At 44.8% G+C, this 20,281-nt stretch carries 20 protein-coding genes and 2 pseudogenes; 3 read left to right on the top strand and 19 right to left on the bottom strand.

Annotated features, from left to right (window positions below; translation table 11 throughout):
• The coding region (locus B2751_RS07140; RefSeq protein ID WP_290773840.1) for a DUF1565 domain-containing protein at positions 1-436 on the bottom strand (436 nt) is incomplete at its 3' end.
• Positions 437-552: 116 nt separating this feature from the next.
• On the opposite strand from B2751_RS07140, the gene B2751_RS07145 reads away from it, so the two are divergent.
• On the top strand, positions 553-807 hold the full coding sequence (locus B2751_RS07145) for a hypothetical protein (protein WP_290773843.1): 255 nt from the start codon (positions 553-555) through the stop codon (positions 805-807).
• An 8-nt stretch (positions 808-815) separates the two neighbouring features.
• A complete protein-coding gene (locus B2751_RS07150; RefSeq protein ID WP_290773845.1) occupies positions 816-1,100 on the top strand; it encodes a hypothetical protein in 285 nt (94 codons plus the stop codon).
• Positions 1,101-1,136: 36 nt separating this feature from the next.
• Here the strand turns inward: B2751_RS07150 and B2751_RS07155 are convergent, their stop codons facing one another.
• Positions 1,137-1,751 carry a histidine phosphatase family protein gene (locus tag B2751_RS07155; protein WP_023468438.1) on the bottom strand — a complete coding sequence of 205 codons (615 nt, stop codon included), beginning with the start codon at positions 1,749-1,751 and terminating at the stop codon, positions 1,137-1,139.
• Positions 1,752-1,895: 144 nt separating this feature from the next.
• Here B2751_RS07155 and B2751_RS07160 point away from each other — a divergent pair, with 144 nt between their 5' ends.
• Positions 1,896-2,783: an alpha/beta hydrolase gene (locus B2751_RS07160; RefSeq protein WP_290773848.1), complete on the top strand. Its 888-nt coding sequence runs from the start codon at positions 1,896-1,898 to the stop codon at positions 2,781-2,783.
• A gap of 70 nt (positions 2,784-2,853) precedes the next feature.
• Here the strand turns inward: B2751_RS07160 and B2751_RS07165 are convergent, their stop codons facing one another.
• The 17 genes and pseudogenes from B2751_RS07165 to B2751_RS07250 form a co-directional block, all read right to left on the bottom strand.
• Positions 2,854-4,254: an MFS transporter gene (locus tag B2751_RS07165; RefSeq protein ID WP_035407717.1), complete on the bottom strand. Its 1,401-nt coding sequence runs from the start codon at positions 4,252-4,254 to the stop codon at positions 2,854-2,856.
• A gap of 204 nt (positions 4,255-4,458) precedes the next feature.
• A complete protein-coding gene (locus tag B2751_RS07170; protein WP_290773853.1) occupies positions 4,459-5,145 on the bottom strand; it encodes a hypothetical protein in 687 nt (228 codons plus the stop codon).
• Positions 5,146-5,165: 20 nt separating this feature from the next.
• Positions 5,166-5,608: pseudogene (locus tag B2751_RS07175) on the bottom strand (nucleotidyltransferase family protein).
• Positions 5,559-5,687 carry a hypothetical protein gene (locus B2751_RS07185; RefSeq protein ID WP_290773856.1) on the bottom strand — a complete coding sequence of 43 codons (129 nt, stop codon included), beginning with the start codon at positions 5,685-5,687 and terminating at the stop codon, positions 5,559-5,561. The pseudogene B2751_RS07175 and the gene B2751_RS07185 overlap by 50 nt, the downstream one beginning before the upstream one ends.
• A gap of 155 nt (positions 5,688-5,842) precedes the next feature.
• Positions 5,843-6,766, bottom strand: coding sequence for a DMT family transporter (locus tag B2751_RS07190; RefSeq protein WP_290773859.1), 924 nt, complete (start codon positions 6,764-6,766; stop codon positions 5,843-5,845).
• Between the two features lie 105 nt (positions 6,767-6,871).
• The gene (locus B2751_RS07195) at positions 6,872-7,342 is read right to left on the bottom strand and encodes a hypothetical protein (protein ID WP_290773862.1); all 471 of its coding nucleotides are present in this window, start codon (positions 7,340-7,342) and stop codon (positions 6,872-6,874) included.
• Positions 7,343-7,373: 31 nt separating this feature from the next.
• Positions 7,374-7,691, bottom strand: coding sequence for a hypothetical protein (locus tag B2751_RS07200; protein WP_035407705.1), 318 nt, complete (start codon positions 7,689-7,691; stop codon positions 7,374-7,376).
• A gap of 29 nt (positions 7,692-7,720) precedes the next feature.
• Entirely contained in the window at positions 7,721-10,165 is a 2,445-nt protein-coding gene (locus B2751_RS07205) for an ABC transporter permease (protein WP_290773865.1), read from the bottom strand.
• Positions 10,162-10,908 (bottom strand): ABC transporter ATP-binding protein, encoded by a 747-nt coding sequence (locus B2751_RS07210; RefSeq protein ID WP_396210756.1) that lies wholly within the window; start codon positions 10,906-10,908, stop codon positions 10,162-10,164. The genes B2751_RS07205 and B2751_RS07210 overlap by 4 nt, the downstream gene beginning before the upstream one ends.
• A gap of 483 nt (positions 10,909-11,391) precedes the next feature.
• Positions 11,392-13,452, bottom strand: coding sequence for a beta-galactosidase (locus B2751_RS07215; RefSeq protein WP_290773871.1), 2,061 nt, complete (start codon positions 13,450-13,452; stop codon positions 11,392-11,394).
• Positions 13,453-13,488: 36 nt separating this feature from the next.
• Positions 13,489-14,304, bottom strand: a complete 816-nt coding sequence (locus tag B2751_RS07220) for a sugar ABC transporter permease (RefSeq protein ID WP_214854717.1) — start codon at positions 14,302-14,304, stop codon at positions 13,489-13,491.
• A 38-nt stretch (positions 14,305-14,342) separates the two neighbouring features.
• On the bottom strand, positions 14,343-15,599 hold the full coding sequence (locus B2751_RS07225) for a carbohydrate ABC transporter permease (protein ID WP_214854061.1): 1,257 nt from the start codon (positions 15,597-15,599) through the stop codon (positions 14,343-14,345).
• 75 nt (positions 15,600-15,674) lie between these two features.
• Positions 15,675-16,943, bottom strand: coding sequence for a sugar ABC transporter substrate-binding protein (locus tag B2751_RS07230; RefSeq protein WP_290773875.1), 1,269 nt, complete (start codon positions 16,941-16,943; stop codon positions 15,675-15,677).
• Between the two features lie 115 nt (positions 16,944-17,058).
• A pseudogene (locus tag B2751_RS07235) lies at positions 17,059-18,023 on the bottom strand (LacI family DNA-binding transcriptional regulator).
• A 284-nt stretch (positions 18,024-18,307) separates the two neighbouring features.
• Complete coding sequence (locus B2751_RS07240) at positions 18,308-18,730, bottom strand: cytidine deaminase (protein WP_290773877.1); 423 nt, start codon at positions 18,728-18,730, stop codon at positions 18,308-18,310.
• 10 nt (positions 18,731-18,740) lie between these two features.
• A complete protein-coding gene (locus tag B2751_RS07245; protein WP_149427472.1) occupies positions 18,741-19,511 on the bottom strand; it encodes an ABC transporter permease in 771 nt (256 codons plus the stop codon).
• The gene (locus tag B2751_RS07250) at positions 19,508-20,209 is read right to left on the bottom strand and encodes an ABC transporter ATP-binding protein (protein ID WP_290773881.1); all 702 of its coding nucleotides are present in this window, start codon (positions 20,207-20,209) and stop codon (positions 19,508-19,510) included. The genes B2751_RS07245 and B2751_RS07250 overlap by 4 nt, the downstream gene beginning before the upstream one ends.
• Between the last annotated feature and the right edge of the window lie 72 nt (positions 20,210-20,281).

A 20,281-nucleotide genomic window follows, 5' to 3' on the forward strand; every position in this document is an offset into this window, starting at 1 on the left:
TGACCAAAATGCCGATCGGTGTCGCATCCGACCGTTTCGACTGAACGGCTTCGATCGTCAGTCCTTGGATTGTCACATATGTTCGATTTTTCACCTGAACGATCGGTAAGGTTGCGTTCCGATCTTTGATATTTTTCCCGCTTAACGTGACCTGCTCGTCTTGATAGTTTCGGAATGTGATCGGGCGTTCTTTCGTTCCGTTCTGTCTAACGTTCAGCTTTTCGTGATACGTTCCTTTTCGCAAATAGACCGTCGTACCGGCAGTCGCTTTTTGTGTCGCCTGTCGAATCGTTTTAAACGGATGCTTCAACGTGCCAGTATTTTTATCACTGCCGTTCGGTGCGACGTATAACGATTTTGCCGTCGATTCGGCCTCTTCACTTGTCGAGGCACAACCGACGAGCAGGACGGTTGCTAATAACCATTTGCCTTTCATGATTTCCTCCTTTATTTAGCAAAAACATTGTTGGTATAATCTAGGTATCATTTCTAATTTTTTGAATATTTTATTTTTTCTCGATTCACTATGACTTTGGAAAAGAGTAACACGTCATGAAATACGCGCTCTTATTTACTCTTCCCTTCTTGCTTGGTGGTTGCACAACGGAAGCAACCGTCCTTCCTAAAGAGACCGTCAAGATCAAGAAGTCGTACTTTTCGATCACACCCTCTACCGCGAAAGGCGAGTCGCAGCAACAGCGGACATTTTTCTTAACTGGTACACTCGATCGCCCGCTCGAGCTCAAAGCGGTCCAATTTGACGATACAGAACCACCAGAGGTGCTGATCGCACACCGTTCCAGTTGACATATGATTTGAACCTGCTCAAGGATTCGCATGCCTTCACCTATTCGCTTGATGCGAAGAATGGTATTACTGAGACGAAAACGGTCTATACCTTACCTCAAAATGTCCAGACTGACAGCGGTCAATTCAATGATCAGAAACAGACGAATGCTTTGTTCTACCCCTTACTCCTCAAACGCTATACGACAGGAGAATCGATCATCGGTCGCTCGATTGACACGTTATCCTCTCCTCACCTAAAGGTCAGAAAACAAGAAGGCGCAATTTTGATCTATTTGATGAAATCACGATAAGGAGAACGGCGGACCGAGAAAAAGTCCGCCGTTTTTTTAGTCCGCTATGACATGCGACATGTCAGCTTCTAATCGAATCACGGCTTCCCCATCCCTGTATTCGACGATCGTCAAACTCGTTCCATGAATGAACGGCGGATCCCATAATGTCGCGAACGGCTTACGTTGAAGATATGTCAGCAAGATGTTAAGGAAGATGCCGTGGGTGACGATTAAGATGTTTTCGTCTTCTTCATGGTCTGCCAGTCGTTCCAAAAACGATAGGATGCGCTCGCGGACCGCATCAAAGGATTCTCCACTCTCCGGTATGTAGGTATGCGGCGTTTGCCAAAATGCAGCATGAGCAAGCGGATGCGCGACTTCAATTTCCGCCGCCGTCCGTCCTTCCCAGGTTCCCATGTGCATTTCACGCAATCGATCGTCGATGGTGACCGGAATCGCTGGATCGAGATCCATCATTCGAACTGTTTCTCGGACGCGACCAATCGGACTGATATAGAGATGATCCAGATGAATTTCACGTAAGCGGTGACCAAGGTCCCGCGCATTCTGTCTGCCCTTTGCTGTCAGAGGAGAGTCTTCCCAGCCTTGCATGCGTTTTTCTAAGTTCCATTCCGTCTCGCCATGACGCGTAATGTAAAGTGTTGGCATCTATTCCATCCTTTCGGTTTCTAGTTTCTTTCAAAAGTGTATCAAAACCTGACTGTTTTTTCCTGTAACTAGAGAAAACAAATCCAAAAGAGAAATTCACCAATCTGTTCGGTATGATGAAGGTAGACATAAAGGAGGAATTCGATGAATCGTCAACAAATGATTGACCTTGCCGAACAGATCCGCTCGGGAGAGGAACGCCCTAAAGTCATACCCCCTCAACCACCGCAAGCTATAACGACTACGTTACAGGTGCCGACATCAATCGGCGATGTCCGAGTATTGCTGCACTCGCCGATCGACGCAGCAGACATATTACCTGGATTCATCAGTTTCCATGGTGGCGGTTTCATCACAGGAACGCCAGAGATGGACAAACCATGGAATCTGTTTCTTGCTGAGACCGTCAACTGTCATGTTTTTAATATCGAGTACCCATTAGCACCGGAGCATCCATTCCCCGTTCCAGTCCTCGTCACCTATGAGGTCGTCCAGTGGATATTTCAACATGCTGATACGCTACACCTCGATGCTGCGCGTATCGCGATCGGGGGACATAGTGCTGGTGGGAACCTCGCTACTGCCATATCGTTATGGAACGCCGAGCAGACACATCCGGTTCCGCTCATTGCTCAAATCCTTGACTACCCTCCACTCGATCTCGCAACGGACCCAGCGGACAAACCGTTTTTTAAAGAAGCCATACCTACTGAGCAGGCACGTCAGTTCAATGCGATGTACATCGCTCGCGCGGAAGATGCGTATCATCACCTTGCTTCGCCACTCTATGCGGCTCAACTTGAAGCACTACCGCGAACACTCATTTTGACGGCTGAGCACGACTCACTGGCGCAGGAAGCCCAGCAGTATGCTAAACGACTTCAAGCAGCAGGTGTTCACGTCGAACACCTGGAATTTGCCGGACAACCCCATGCCTTTACGCATCACGGTGACGCAAACGTAGCGCTTCAGGCTTGGCAACGGATTGCTGATTTTCTTAGACATGTCTTTCAGTCTGCTAAACGTTCGTAACGTTGCATCACAAATTCATGAAAAGCAACAGTCCCTCACTCCATCGAGTAAGGGACTGTTCGTTTTATCGTCATTCTTTTTTGTCATCTTCTTTCCACCACAGCGCATCTTCTGGATTTTTTGCGACTTCATGTACTTCCTGTTCCGAAGCAACCGTCGGATGTGATCCTTTGAGCGCCTTACCTGCTGTGTTCTCAAAGAAAAAGAAGAATGTGATGAAGCCAATGACGCTGACGGCTGTCAGGTAATAGGCTGGAGCGAGTGGATCTTCTGTCGTGTGCACAAGCCAGGTCGAGACGAGTGGGGTCGTCCCACCAAAGATTGACACTGCGATATTAAAGGTAACGGAAAGCGTCCGGTATCGCACATCTGAATAAAAAATACTTGGCAACAGACTTGGCATTGTTCCCTCGAAAATTGACAAAAAGAAACCAATAATGAAGATCCCGATGCCGACGAATAACAACCAGTCTTGCCCGATTAGGAAGAATGAGAGGATCGATGTTAAGGCTAACCCCGTCAATCCAAGCAGTACCAATCGTCGATTGCCGCGTCGATCGCTCAAGCGACCGAACGAGAAAGCGAGCGGAATCATGATGATCATGACACCGGTGATTAACATCGTACTCGTTGCACTCGGTAGACCGATGATTTCATCCAGATAAGACGGCATATAGGATAACAACATATAGTTCGTGATGTTATAGAAAGCAACGGCGATAAAGCAGACGATGATGTCTTTCCGGTGTTCTTGGATGATCGTCCGAAACGTCGCTTGTTCCTGTTCACTCTCATCGATCTCATTCTCGAAAATCGGTGACTCATCCAGGTGTCGCCGAAGATAAAGACCAAATAATCCGAGTGGTGCGCCTAAGATGAAGGGAATACGCCATCCCCAAGATGACATTTGATCGTCTGATAGAGAGACGAACAAGATCGTCGCTAACACGGAAGCAAGAATATACCCAGCTAATGTTCCAATTTCAAGACCACTACCGTACGCGCTCCGGTGTTTATCGGGTGAAGACTCGGCGATATAGACCATCGCACCAGCATATTCACCACCAGTCGAAAAGCCTTGCAAGATCCTTGCCAACAGTAAAAGAATCGGTGCCCAGACACCGATTTGATCGTAGGTCGGCAGCAGACCAATCAACAAGGTCGAAAATGCCATCATGACGATCGTCGTCGTCAAGACGACTTTTCGTCCCAGACGATCGCCCATTCGTCCAAAGATCAATCCGCCGAGTGGTCGCATCAAAAAGGCGATCGCAAACGTCGCAAACGTAAAGACCAGCTTCAGTTCATCATTTTCTACACCACTAAAGAAATTTTGACTGATGATGACGGCGAGGTAGGAGTACAACCCAAAATCAAACCATTCCATCGCATTGCCGATTCCGGTCGCATAGACACTCTTTTTCGTTTGCGCCGGATCAACGACATTGACATGCTCCCTTCTGAATCGCATGAAGTTCTCACTTCCTTTTCTATGAATGCGTTACGGTTAACATCTCACCTCACCTTTTTGATCATCGATCGTTTCATTATTTTCAACATATGATTGCATGAATAAGATTCCCGCTATGCATGACCGATAAACGCTTCTTGACCTCAACTATATACAATTTCTCGTAGGGTTACGGAAAATAAAAAAAGACCCACCGAGGCGGATCTAAAAGTCATCGGATAGTTCCGAAATCGGACTGTCAGGAGATGCCGTTATGAGCCGAAGCAGGACTTGTTCCGGTCGATCACTGACGATCCACATCACGTCCGTTCCGTTTTGGTAGGCAAGATTGAGCTGTTTTCCCTGCTTTTGAACATGTACTTCTAATCTCTTGACGGTACGTGTCCGGTCTCCAAACCGTGCCGGAATCTTCTCACTTTTCAGTCGTGTCTCGATCATCGTGTAATGACGATTCGTGACAATTTTCGTCGTCATTTTTTTCTTGTTTCCTTCCCACGCTAGACTCCCTGCGATCACCTCACCTTTTGTTGGTTGATCTCGAATGAGTTCCATCGAACTTCTTAATATCCAGTTCGACTTCTTTTCATAAATCATTAGCGAATCATATCGTCCATCGATGACGCTTGCTAGCAGTAAATTATAGTCATCGAATCGCGCGTCCACTCGGAAATCGTCTTGCTTTAACGTATAGGTGGACTTGTCACTCAAGTCATATTTAAACTGATGCTCGGCCGTCTCTACAGCAGTCGGATAGGAGCCACTGTCGAACAAACTCGTACCATCAACGTGAATCTTTTCCTTCACCTCGTTCTTTTCCGGTGCGCATCCGCTGATACAGAGGAGTCCTACTAGTAGAAGCGGTATCGTTTTTTTATAACTGATTCGTTTCATCACATACGCTCCTTCTTGTTTCATTTACATATTTGTAGACCCGGGTCGTCTTGCCATCCTTTTTCGATCACACGTCGCTGAAAAATCGAATGACGCGCGGTACCGACTTGAAAAGGTGGCGTCGGTCGAATGATCCGATCCATAAAGTCATCTGCTCCATATGGAAGGTAAAGTTCAAAGTCTGGTCGTCTCGTCACGCCGATTGCTGTGACGGTCTCAGGAAACTGTGAAATCGCATCCTTTGCGGACTGATAAGGTGGTAATCCATTGACGAGATGCATTCGCGTTTGATTTTTAACAGACCACGGTAAATCTATCCATTCACATAATTGCCGCTCATGTTTTTTTCCGTCGTTTCAGAAATATCCGATGGGTCAAAATAGACGATATCGATGTCCGACTGTGCGTTTTGATCAATGCCCCAAATCTTCGAACGAAGGACACCGGCACAAATCCGGTAAATCGAGTCGTTCCACGATCGTCAGCATGAACTGCACTTCTGAGTCCTCTCGTAATCGTCGTTCGATATCCACTAAATTCATGCACTTCTCCTCCGAATCTACTTCCTAAATGATGACTCTTTCTTCAGTTTATCTCAATTCATCGATTAGGAAATCATTTCCTTCTTTTTATTGAGAACGATTAAACAAACAGCTCGTTCTCAACATATCTATCCATACGTTCGAACGAGCTGTTCTTAAATGCGGATCAACACGATACCTCCAAGCATGACAAGCAGACTGACGATTTGAACACCCGTGACCGGTTGTTTCTTTGCACCGAACCAACCGAAACGATCAATCAACAGACTGCCAGTCAGTAAACCAATCGTGACGATCACGACAGCGAGACCTGTACCGACGAGCGGAACGATGAAGGCATTGCCGGCAACGAATAATGCACCAATCAATCCACCGATCCAAACCCAGGCGGGGAATGGTTGCGAGCGATCAATTTGCCACTTCGTTCGTAAAATCAGATTCAGCAACAACAAAGCGATCGTTCCGATGACGAACGAAATCAAGGCACCTTTCACGGCTGAACCGAGAACACTTCCAAGATGACCATTGATAGCCGTTTGAGCAGCACCCAACGTACCAGTCAGAATCCCGAACACACGCCAGAGAAACAACGATTTTTCTGTTGATGCCATCTGTTGCTTGTGGCGCCGTGCTAAATAGTCACCGAGCGCGACCGTTCCGACGACACCGAGTAACACAAGCGTTGCACCGATGATCCGCGTTAACGAAAGTGTCGTGACGTTCGCTTCAAACAATCCGAAATGATCAATCAACAGTCCCATGATGACCTGACCAAAAATCGGCATGATGACCGTTTGGACGCCTCCGAGTCGCGGAAACAACAAGATGTTCCCGGTCAAATAGATGACACCGAGTACCCCTCCAGCCCAGATCCAGTACGGTTCATCGGCAGCAGCTGTGAGACCTGTGAGGTTCCCGTCGACCAGCAACACGAGAATCAATAAGAATAATGAGCCAATCGAAAAGGAAATCAGCGAAGCGAGGAATGGCGAACCGACGACGCCCCGCAATCGCGTATTGACACTCGTTTGAACCGGTACGAGCAAACCGATGATAAATCCAATGATGATTGCAAGCATACGAGGACCTCCTTATTCATGTGCCCTTTCATCATACGGCAGTCTCGCACGCTGAAGCGACCGGAATGCTCAAAAAGGAGCCGGTTCAACGACCGGCTCCACGAATTAAATCTTTTTCCACGACTTCGGATGCGTCCGCAATTCCTTCTTCGTCGGATGCTCGACATCGAGACGTTTTCCGTTTCGTTCAAGTAGCATATCTGATACGAGCAAAGCGATAGCAAACACGACGTAGACGGCAAAACTTAGGAAAAATGGTAAATCGAATACGATTAGTATTGGAAAGAATAATCCCATTAAGATGACGAACAGAAAATCCGTTACATACTGCCATTGAATGATTTTCTTCATCTGTGGTTCTATCGTTAAAGCCATATCACGTTCGACTTCTTGCGAGTGAATCCGCGCAATCCAGACTAGTGCTACAAATAATAAAAATAGTGGCCAGTACATGTCCTGATTGGCGACGACCAACAGGATGCTAAAGCCGTACAGTAACGAGCTGTACAAACGTGGTTTAGCGAGTTGACGTTTTTCTTCTTGAATGAACGCGATACGTTCGGCTTTCGTTTTCATTTAAATCCCCCAACTGATTCAACGTACCTGTTTAATCTGATCGAACGGTTCGTGATCGACCAATGTATTCGACCTTATTCTGAAATACGCGGTACATCCGGTATTCTCCAGTCGGTGCCGATTTCAATTGAACGGCAATCTGGTGACGTCGTGATTTTGATGATTCGGACGCTACGAAATAAGGTTTGACTGACGCGATATTGTCGCGCCCGAACTGCTTCGTCACGTGCCGAACGACTTGCACTTCAACAATCTGCTCATAGGTTGCATCCCGTTCATCTGCGATCATCCACCAACCAACACCGCCAATCACTACAAGTAATAAAATCGCCCCGATCGTTTTTCGCAATTCGATCCCCCCGGTTCACTTGCCCATACTTACTGTTTCAATTCGTGAACGAGGTTTTCCTGCTTCCGTCGGGTGACGAACCAAGCGATGGCTAGGACAAGCACCACCAAACCGGCAATAGTTCCAGCAATCGTCGGGACGTTGAGATAGAATGATCCTGTATCATCAATCCGTGTCACGAAGATTGTCGCACCAAGACCACTGATCAGTCCGAAGATGATGCCGCTCCCAATGAACAAGAGCATTTGAATGAGTGTCAATTGACGCAGCCTGTTTCGAGTCAGCGCAATCGTTCGTAGCAAGGCATACTCGCCTCGTTTTCCACTCACGAAACTGAGTAAGGCGTTCGCAAGTCCGAACCAGACGGATCCACTCATGACGACAAGCGCAATGATGAAGACGAACCAACGTTCCGTCGTTTGTTGCTCCGCATCGTGAAGCGCGTCAGATAGTCGATTCATTTGCAATGTCGGATAACTTTGCGTGATCTCTGATAATTTTTTTGTCACTTGCGCCTTCTTTAACTCGGATGGAACGTCGATAAAGACATTCAACATGTGATCGCTTGGTTGCCGTAGCTCCTCGTTCCGCCAATCCACGAGGACGTCTGGTGCTATCTTCTTTTCGATTCCAACGATTCGGAATTGACCGAGCGAAACACTTCGCTCTTGTTCCCCGTCCCATCGGCCGAGCGGCAACGTATCGCCTTTTTGGAGACTGTGTTTTTTAGCGAAGGTACGTGAGATGATGATTCCGTCTGTGTCACTCGTCTGTTCTCCTTCTAAGACGTCAAGACGACGATAGTCCGTCACTTCGTACTCGATTGAGACATCTTCCTGAGGCAACTGGTATTCAAAGGAGCTTCGAGACGATAGGAAGGTCGCTTTTGCGCCAGGTAACTCGGTTTCAATCCGTCGAATCAATTGCAGCGGATCCCCTTGCGATCCTTCATCCAAGCGACTCTGTAAGACGACTTCCGTCGGATATTGGCTGATGATGTAGTTCCGCTCGTTTTGTTGTACCGTCTCAAGGAACGTCGATCCAATGACGACGATAATCATCAATACTTGAACGATCAGCATCAACCAGGCGTTTTTCCGAAGTTGCGGCAACACGCCCCGGAAGGCGACGAAACTCGTCGGTCCCGCTAACCGACGAACGATCGGTTCCGCTCGATGGAGCACTCCTTTCAAGAGGAGCGGCGTCGCGAGATACATCGTCAGTAAAAAAGCGACGGTCGCACCGAGCCAGGCGATCGCCCGTGACCCACCCGTACTGGCAATCACTTCAGCGAATAATACTAAGCTGCCGGTCAATCCACTGCTGAACAGGACGAGACGTTTTCGCCGGGTCGGTCGTGACGCCGTTTTCAGATTTTCTCGCAAAACGTGGAGTGGTAACACATCCCGTTTTCGATAAGCCGTACTCGCGAGCAACAGCAGAATTAACAAGGCACTACCGAACGTTACGAGCATCAAGAACGCTCCCTGATCAATCATGAGGGAGACGATCATTTTACCCTCTGTCGGCCATACGAGTTGACCAAGTAACGGTAAGCAAATACTGCCTAGAATCGTAAGCATCATTCCGGCTAAGACAATCAACCCAGATTGAACGAAGAACAGCTGGAACAGTTGTCGTGTTGTCGCTCCAAGCGTCCGCATGATCGCAAATTGGACAGCATGTTTGCGTAAATACAAGTCGAAGTTCGCCATCAAGATGAAGCCGGAGACGACAAGGATCAGTACTGACAAGATTCCGATGTAGCCGTTCAGCGCCGGTGAGAGCGCTTGCCCCTCCGCAAGTTCAACCCGGAGCTTCGGATTCGCTTTGACGAGTGTATCGGCATAGTGGACGAAATCCACCTCTTTTTTTAGATTGAGCAAGACGGCTTTCGTTTCGATTGGATGGTTCTTTTTCAGATCAGCATACGAAAGCAAGACTTGATCGTGCGAAGCTTCAGATGTTTTTGTATTTGGTAAAATCTCACGGATTCGATACGTCGCTTCTCCAACGCGAAGCGTTTGTCCGACACTACGATTAAACGACGTCGCGAGTCGAGCTGACACGATCGCTTCTCCCTGTTTCAAATCGTTCGTGAAATGATACCGACTTTTCGTCAGAGCATCCGAATGAACTCCCATCGTTTCCACGTCGGCCATCGTTTGACCAGCGACGCGCGCTGTCGTCTGTAAGATCGACTCTGCGTCCAAGACATCGTGATCCTTTTTAAGTTGCTCAAACACGGACTGATCCGCCTGCTCATCTTCAGGTGTATATTTGACCGTCAGATCGACTTGACCATATTTTTGTACACGTTCTGTCTCGATCGTAGCTTGATTATGTAGTAAAAAAATGACCATCGTTAAGACGAGACCAATCGAAATCATGACGCTTCCGATTGAGGTCAATAGAATCATCGGACTTTTACGGTACAGTCGGTGAGAAAGACGGAAGAGATGTTGTCGTTTCATACAGCCCCCACGAACTGCTCGTATGTCTCTAAGATCGGTGCCACGTCTCCGGTCGACAGCTGATCGGCAACGATCTGTCCATCATGGAAATACAGTACACGTTTCGCATGAGCAGCTACGGTCGCATCATGGGTCACGAGCAGGATGCTCGTCTGTTGTTCGCGATTGATTTCTTGAAGCAATTGCATGATTTCAGCAGATGTCTTGAAATCGAGGTTACCCGTCGGTTCATCCGCTAAGATGATCGGTGGTCGACTGATCAAGGCACGGGCGATCGCGACGCGCTGTTGTTGTCCACCAGACAGTTCTTGCGGTCGATGTTCTTTCCACTTCGTCAGTCCGACTCGTTTGAGCCAAATTTCTACTGCTTGATTGATCGTTTTGTCATCCATCCCCTTCAACATCAACGGTAAGGCGATATTCTCATGGACCGTCAAATCATCAAGCAGGTGAAACGATTGAAAGATAAAACCGATGTGCTGCTGACGATACAGCGTCGCAACAGGTTCAGTGAAGATATCGCGTTGTCGTTTTCCCTTTAGCGCCAACGTTCCACTAGTTGGTGTGTCAAGTGCCCCTACTATATTCAATAGTGTACTTTTTCCGGAGCCACTTGTTCCCATGATGGCGATGAAACCACCTTCTTCTAACGTGAAGGAGATTTGTTTTAATGCCTCGACCGTTTCTGTTCCCCGCGTATAGGTTTTTGATAATCGTTCTATTTCTAATAAACTGTCCACCAAGATCCCTCCAGCAACATGATATCATTATAATAACCAATATAAGTATTTTTTAGAAGTAAATACATAAAAAGCTGTTATACGCAAATTATCATGGGAATAAAAGGAGTTGTACTCATTTAAACGAACTATTTTTAGTAAGGAAAAGATAAAACATACAAAATAGAAAGTAAGTGAACAGATGATTACTACGTTAGATCACTACATTCAAGAACAGAAGGTTTACTCGAAATAAAAAACACGAACATCGAACACTCTTAGTTGTTCAAGGCAGTTTGGAATTCGATCAACTCGAAATCAAGTCAAAGACAATTTAAGCCGATTGACTATTACTTCGTAAACTCGAAAGGACCTCCTTACCGAATGATAAGGAGGTCCTACGTTTTTTCAATTTCGATAACGATTCACAACACAGTCTCGTTTTCTGAGTTTATTTTATACAATCCCTTCCATCAGATATCCACAATACACTTTCAAACAACATTGTTATTCGGCGCTACACTTCACAATCTTTACTTCATACGGTTGTAGTAATACATTTCCGATGAGTCGTTCTTTCGTCAAGTATTCTTCGACTGGATTTTTCAGTTCAATCGCTTTGACTTCTTCCGAAAAATTCATGATAAATCCGTAGATAGACGACGCATCGATTCTCACCTGCACCGAGACACCTTCTGGATGTTCAATCTGAAGAGGCGACAGCAAATTCAACGAAGAGATGATTTCTGCATAAAAATCGTTTTGGAATCGCTCCTCCAACCTTCCACCAATGTACCAAGCGACGCCCTCTCCGTGATTATTCCGCGTCACTGCCGCTGTGTCAGCATAAAAGTCTTCTGTATAAACTCCAACTGTTTCAGCTGTCACTACTTTCAAGACTGTCGCATAATCCTTTAGTTCATATGTCTTATCGCGGAACTTCACTCCATTTTTATCCATTGGGTATAGCGTATCGTTTTCAACTGGCTCGATTCCGAACATCGTTGTTAACTCACTTGGCCATCCACCAAAATAAGTTAAGTCAGATTCATCAACTAGCCCGGTCAAATACGTCGATATGAGAGTCCCACCTTGCGCGACGAATCGATTTAACCGTTCGATTGTCTCTTGACTGACTAAATAAAGCATCGGAACGATCAACAGTTTGTAACCATCAAAATCTTGTTCTTTTGTAATGACATCTACCGGAATATCACGCTCGTAAAACGCCCGGTAATGTTCTTGGAGTGTTTGGGGATAACGCTTCGTGTCATTCGAAAATCCTTGCGCATCGTCAAATGCCCAGTTGTTCTCCCAGTCGTATAAAATCGCAACTTCGGCTGGACGATGTGTACCAACGACTTCATCTAAATGTTCTAACAAACGACCGACTTCTGCAACTTCTTGAAAGACACGATTATCAGAACTTCCATCATGATCGACGACTGCCCCATGAAATTTTTCAGATGACCCTCGAGATTTACGCCACTGGAAGTAAAGTACGCTATCCGAACCATGGGCAATCATTTGCATCGAAGATAACAAATGCATTCCTGGTCGTTTAGCTTTATTGACAGGATGCCAATTAACGGCACTCGGCGTCGATTCCATTAACAAGAACGGTTGTTGTTTTAGATTACGAAATAGATCGTTAATAAATCCGACCTTCATCGCCAAACGACTCGTTGACTCCCTGTCGTTATGCCAAGCTGGATACGCATCCCAGCTCACGACATCAACATATTTCGCGAACTGACTATAATCAAGCGACTGGAAGGGAATCAAGTCATCCGTATCTGCCATGAAATTGGTAGTCACCGGTATATTCGGAGTCACTTCGCGTAATGGCTGAATTTCATTTTGATAGAAATTAATGGTTTGATCCGTGATAAAACGACGCCAATCTAAATTTAAGCCGTGGACCATGCTTTCGCCGATTGGCGACGGCGATTCAATCTGAGACCACTCATTGAACGTATGGCTCCAAAATGCTCCCCACCAAGCAGCATTCAGCCGATCAAGTGTTTTATATTTTTCTTGTAACCAGACACGAAAAGCGGATTGGCATTGATCACAATGACACTCTCCCCCGTATTCATTCGAGATATGCCACATCAATAATGCCGGATGTTTCCCATAACGATTCGCCAATAGTCGATTGATGTGTTGCGTTTTTTGCCGATAAACACGCGAACTGAAACAATGATTATGACGTCCGCCATGAAGCTGTCGAACCCGTCGTTCATCGACGCGCAATACTTCAGGATATGCTTGCGATAACCATGCGGGTCTCGCTCCACTCGGTGTCGCTAAAATTACATTTCCACCATTTTGATGAATGTCATCTATGATTCGATCCAACCACTCGAACGTATAAACCCCTTCTTCCGGCTCTAATGCACTCCAGGCAAAAATGCCGATGGAGTACGTATTCGTATGAGCGAGACGCATCAATTCGATATCTTGGCGTAAGACATGCGGAACATCCAACCATTGATCTGGATTATAGTCTCCACCATGGAGCATTCGCCTAGCAGACGTTACATAAGATTTACCTGATTTCTCCATAGATATTCCTCTCCTAAAAAAACTGATTTCTATCTATTACCCTTTTGTTCCACCAGCCGTCAAACCGGCTACGAAATGCTTCTGGAGCAGAACGAAGACGACAGCGATCGGAATACTAATCAAAATCGCACCTGCTGCAAATGTCGTATAACTTGCTCCCATCGCTTCATTCACTAAGTTAAATAGACCGATGGGTAATGTATAGGATTCTTGTGTTCGAAGTATCGTCGATGCCAAAACAAAGTCTCCAAGTGGTCCGGTGAACCCATTCATCGCAATGACCGCTAACATTGGTCGACATAATGGCATGATGATTTGAAGGAATATTCTTGTATTACTTGCACCATCCAACTTTGCACTTTCATCTAAGTCTAATGGAATTGAGTCCATATAACCCTTCATCAAGTACGTATTCATCGGAATTTGCCCGCCTATGTACAATAAAATTAACAACCAATGGCTGTTCATCATCCCTAGAATTTGCGCTAGCACGAACAACGCGATTAAAGCCGAAAATTGAGGAATCATTTGAAGTAACAAAAATAAAGTCAATGCTTGATTACGTCCTTTGAAACGAAAACGCGAAAAAGCATATGCAGTGAAAGAGACACTAATGACAGTTCCAATCATCGTAAACAAACTGATTTTCAATGAGTTCATGTACCACTGACTATATTGAAGGCTTTCTTTTCCAGCAAATAATTCGCGGTAGTGATCAAGTGTAGGATTTTTCGGAATGAGCGATGTACTGACCAAACTATTTCCTGGATTAAAACTCGCACCAATCGTCCATAGGAGTGGATAAAAGATGGCGAGCGATACGACTAACAAAATGACATAGGTGATCGTCATACGAATGAAACGTAGTCTTTTTATATTCGACACTAGCGTCACGCTCCTTCCTTAAACGAATTTGTTCGTCTAAACTGCCAAAGCGCAATTGTAATGACAAAAATCGATAGTAAAATCGTTAAAGCCGCGGCTAGTGCATATTGACCTGATTGCATCGTCAATTTGTAAATCCAAGATACGAGAATATCGGTCCCTCCCGCATTCGATCCAGGTACAGACGGACCACCACCATTGAACAGATAAATGATATTGAAGTTGTTGAAATTAAATGTAAACTGCGTAATGATGATTGGCGACATCGCAAGTAATACCATCGGCATCGTGATGAAGCGGAATTTTGCAAAGAATGAAGCGCCATCGATTGTCGCCGCTTCATATAAATCTTCAGGAATCGATTGCAAGACTCCTGTCGTGACAAGAAACACATAGGGAAAGCCTAACCACCCTTGCATGAATACGAGTGCCACCCTTGTCCACTTTTCGTTCGTCAGCCAAGGTATGGCGTCGATGCCAAAAAATGCGAGGACATCGTTGTTAATTGAACCAAAACTATCATTGAATAGTCCCGCAAATACTAGAATCGTCACGAATCCTGGAACTGCCCAAGGAAGGACGAATATTGTTCGAATGACTTTTTTAAAACGAACTTCTTTCTGGTTGACAAGAACCGCTAAAAATATACCGACTGAAATTTGTAAGGTCGATGCGACTAATGTCCAAACAATCGTCCATGACAACACATCAAAAAATGTCGATCGCCATATATCGACTGTGAATATTTGAAGAAATGTAGAAAAACCGACCCAATCAGCTAATTTTGCTGGTGGAGAATGATAAAGATCATAGTTCGTGAAGGCTAAAGCAAAACTAAATAAAATCGGAAAAATAACCGCAAAAATCAAGAGAAACAATGCTGGACTACTTACTAAATAAGGGTATCCTTGTCCAATCAGGTTCAAGTAATCTGATTTGAATGAACTTATATGTAATCCATCGTCTCTTTTTTGTCCTGTTCGATATGCATCTCGAAGATTATAAAAATATAGGGCAAGACCGAACATCAATACAATAATAGCGATGATACCTTGTGCTAGTAAGAATATAGAGTTGTCTCGCGGCACTTCCGTACCAAGCGTCACGATACCCCACAACCCCATATTCAACAAGTCAGCGAACGCAATTAAAAATGCAATACTTACCGTAAATAACAACACGCCTTTAATCCACTGACGATGATACAATTGCCCGAGTCCGGGAATCACTGACAAAAGCATACCTATTCTACGATGTTGCACGCCTTTCACCTCTTCACAAATTATTTAGCAACAGACTGCATCAATGGGCTAACCGACGGATCGGAGTCATCCTTCTCATTTTGAGCTGTGCTTCGCTTTAATTTGTCCTTCAATGGTATCAACGGCTTGAGTCATCGCCTGTTTCGGTTCAGCTTTTCCTGTTGCGATAGTTTGAAGGGCTGCATCGACTGGTTTCCAAACTTCATTCATTTCCGGGATATTTGGTGTCAACTCAGCAAATTTTGATTGTTCTGCCACGGCTTGAGCTGCTGGACTTTTTGTAACAATCGGATCATTCGCTAATGCACTGATTGCAGGTACTTCTTTTGTGATTTCGAAGCGTTTTTTTGAATTTTCTTCGTTCGTTAAATAGAGCGCTAATTTTTCAGTAAGCTCTGCGTGTTTTGAATAGCTACTAACGTTATAACTTTTTACACCTAAAAATGAACTCATATTTTTCCCATTTTCAAGCTCAGGAAGTTTGGCGACCCCAAAATCGATGCCCGCTTTCTCAAATGGTCCAACATTCCATGGACCAGAGATGATAGCTGCTGCCTTTCCTTCAATAAACAGTGATTCCAAAACGTTAATCCCTTGTTCACCAATAATTCCCGACGGAAACAGCTTCTCCTTGTAGAATTTTTGAATGTGGTTTGCTCCTTCGATTGCGCCAGCATTCGCTAAACCGATGTCTTTTGTGTCGTATACTCCACTTTCCGAACGCTTGAATATGTAACTGCCATATCCACTCATGACACTCTGCGCATAATAAACTTGGTCAAACAATGCTAAAAAACCGAACGACTTTTCAGTTTTCATCTTTTTCGACAATGTATACCAGTCTTCTATCGTTTTAGGTAACGCTTTATCTGAGACTAATTTCTTGTTGTAATATAGAATCGTCGTCTCCACAGCTTTAGGCACGCCGTAAATTTTGCCCTTGACGATTTGTGAATCAAGTGCAACATCCGTATATTGAGACTGGACTTCTTTCGAAACCTTTATTTCTTTTATGATTCCTTCCGTTACTGCCGTTCCGATTTGGTCTCCAGGCATCGTCAATAAATCGGGACCTGTTCCGGCAGGTCCGTCCAACCGGAGATCTTCAATTTGTTTTGCGTACGGTTTTTCAACAACTTTGATGTTAACATCATTCTCTTTTTCAAATCGTTTCACAGCAGACTTGATTCCTTCGCTTTTTTCGATATCTTCCCAAACAATCAATTTGATTTTTCCATTTTGAGTCTCTGTATTTTTTGCTTCATCTTGCGGACCACACGCAGCTAACGACATACTCAATACAAAACCACTAAGCACAGCAGAATATTTTAATTGTTTTTTCATAAAAAAACCAAACCTCCTTAGAGAATTGTAAAACACAAATGAAAGCGCTTTAACAAATAAAATATAACACTCTAAAAAGATTTAGTAAATAATTTTAGTAAAAATTTTACTAAAATTAAATGGTGCTCTTTCTCATAATTAACTCAGAACCTATATACAATGTTTTTACTACTTTTCGTTTTTCAATGATTTGTTCAAGTAATAAGTGAATCGCGTTTTTACAAATTTCTTCAATATCAATATTGAAAGTCGTCAAGGGAGGCGAAACATACTTCGCGATACTCGTATTATTCACACTGATCAGGCTGACGCGGTTCGGGACATCAATTTGTTTTTCGTGAAGTGCTTGCAGACAGCCGACGGCGATTGGATCTGCCGCTACAAAAAAAGCGGTTGGCATATTTTCACCAAGGCGTTCAATCGCTTGACTCATTAAAAAATAGCCATTATCAACTGAAAAACCATGATGACAGAAGATAAATGTCTCATTTAGCATTCCTTCTTGCTGCATATACTTACGAAAAGCACGTTCCCGCCCATCCATTTCTTCTACATTTGTATCAGCATTCTGAAAAGTTCCACCGATAAATCCAATTTCTTTATGTCCCTGCTGCTTCAGAACTTCTATTGTCTTTCGTGTGATTTGGTCAAGGTCTGGACGCACCGAATCATAGTGTTCAGCATCTGGTGTCGAATCTATGAAGACTCCATTAGTCGTCAACTCTCTTAAATATTCCAGTTCTCGATCCATAAAAGAACCCACTGCAATAAATCCCTCGATGTTTAGCANNAGGTCGTTAACTCCATGTTATTCTCCCTAGCCAATCTCTCGATCGCAATTCGCATCGTGTGAAAATAAATATCTTCAAGCTCCTCTTTATCTGTCAACCAATACAAAAAAGCAATATTTTTAACGAGTGATTTCATCGTCTTTTTTTTGTAACCAAGCTCTTCAGCCACCTCAAATATCCGCGTTCGCGTCTCATCACCAACCGATAAACTTAAATCATTATTTAATACTCGTGAAACTGTCGAAATGGAACAACCTACTTTTTTAGCAATATCTTTAATCGTCGCCAAATGATAACACTCCTTTTAAATTTAGATTTAAGTAAAATTTTTAAGTAAAATTACAAATTTTATATTTTTAAATTATACCTTTCTTTTTTTATATTACTTCATAATTCATAAAAAGAGGAAGGAAACCATAATGAGAAGAAAAGAATGCATTAACGATGTTGAGCTTTTTTCAATTACAAAACTAAGTGTTCTACAAAAAGAAAAACGAAGAAACTACACATCTCAGACGATGATAGTTCCTTCGTTTCTTTTTTAAATCAACGAATTTTTTTCCATTCTTATAATCACGAACGAACATATTTAAGTGGAATTAAGTCTGCAATCCGCACTTTCGTCAACTGATCGTCGATCTTCAAGAGGACAAACGCGTCCGGTGCATAATCGGAAATCAATTCGCGACACATGCCGCACGGACTGACGACACGAATCGTTCGGTCCGTTTCATCCGAATAGGGATGTCGAACTGCGACGATCGTTTCAAAATCTGTCAATCCATCCGTGATGGCGGAACCGATTGTGATGGCTTCCGCGCACACCGTCACTCGTCCGATATACGCTTCGACGTGAACGCCCACTTTCGTCGCGCCATCTTTCGTCCGTAGAGCAGCTGCGACGTGATGTTTATCGTCAGCATAGCGGCTTTGAATCGTTTCGGTTGCTAGTTCGACCAGTTGCAGGTCGGCTTCAGTAATCGGATAAGTCTGCATAACGTGCTCCTTACGTGTCTTTTTTCTTATAGGTCAAACCGATGAATTGTGCTTTTTCATTGAATAGTCGACGGTAGGATAGAAAACCAACGAGGACCGATGCCATCGCCGCCGTCGTCAAGATCAGGAATAGAATCAATAGTTGATAAAGGACCGCTTCCATCGGATCCGCGCCACCGATGATCAACCCACTCATCATCCCAGGCAATTGGACGAGCCCCATCGTTTTTTGCGCTTCAATCGTTGGAATCATGCTTGTCCGGATCGCGCCTTTTAAGCTCGTATCAATCGCTGTCTTCGCGTCTCCACCAAGTGAAAGAATTAGTTCGATGACCTCGTCACTCCGTTCGACCTCGTCCTTGAACTTATTAAGGAACAACAAGGACAAGATCATACAGTTCCCAATGACCATCCCGCTGATCGGAATGACTTGCTGGGCTTCAAACGGAATGATTCGTAACCCGAGCAAAATGCCCATCGTCAAAGCTTCGACCGCAATCAGTGTGAACAAGATGATCCACTGGATCCCGGGAATCCCGTCTCCTTTACGGATGACGTTCAGTGTCGCTGCACCGATCATCAACAAAATCATCAGTAACATGAAGATTGGACTACCGCTTTCAAAGACGAACGTCAGGATATACCCGATGATCAAGAGTTGGACGATTGATCGAACGGTTGCGATGAGGATGTCCTTCTCTAGACCAAGCCGTAACGTCCGCGCTAAGACGAGGGGGATCAAAATGAAGATCAGCGAAGTCGCCAGTTGGAGGTAACTCATACCGATACCCCCTTCAAGAACGCTTGTGTCTCTGCTTGACCACTTGAAACGAGTTCTTTAAAAGCACCAGACTCGATCAATCGACCGTCTTTTAAAAACCAGACGTCGTCGCTGACCCGCTTGGCTTGCTCTAAGTCATGCGTAATCCAAATGATCGTCGTCTGCAACTCCTGCTGTAAATCAAGAATCAGCTTCTCAATTTCTTGTACCATCCGGTAATCGAGACTTGCCGTGATTTCGTCAAGCAACAGGACGTCCGGTCGATTAACGAGTGTTCGTGCGATTCCGAGTCGGCTCCGTTCGCCACCGGACAAATCTTTGACCGGTCGTTCAAGTTCGACGGATAGTTCGACTTGTTGTAGCAAGCGTTCCGCCTCTTCGCGTGGTAACGATTCCCCGAAGATCGATTTCGGTAAATTAATATTATCGTAGACGGTACCTGGAATCATCGGCGCGCTTTGGAACGCCATTCCGATCCGTTTGCGGACGTCGAGCAGATTCATCTGCTCGAGTGGTTCGCCTCGAAAACAAATTTCGCCGCGATCGGGAGAAATAAGTCCGTTGATGTGTTTCAATGTCGTGGATTTTCCGGCACCACTCGGTCCGACGAGCGTCGTAATGACACCTTCGCGGAACTCACCCGTTATTTCGTGTAAGATGTGTTGATAGCTGACTTCGTGAAACGTAAGAATCGACATACTGTGTGTTCACCTGACTTTCTGCAAATTTCGGGTAAGGCTCCTGTAGTGTTGTACCCGAAAATCCGTCAC

It is taken from the genome of Exiguobacterium sp. UBA6282 (assembly GCF_002440475.1).
Classification (GTDB): domain Bacteria; phylum Bacillota; class Bacilli; order Exiguobacteriales; family Exiguobacteriaceae; genus Exiguobacterium_A.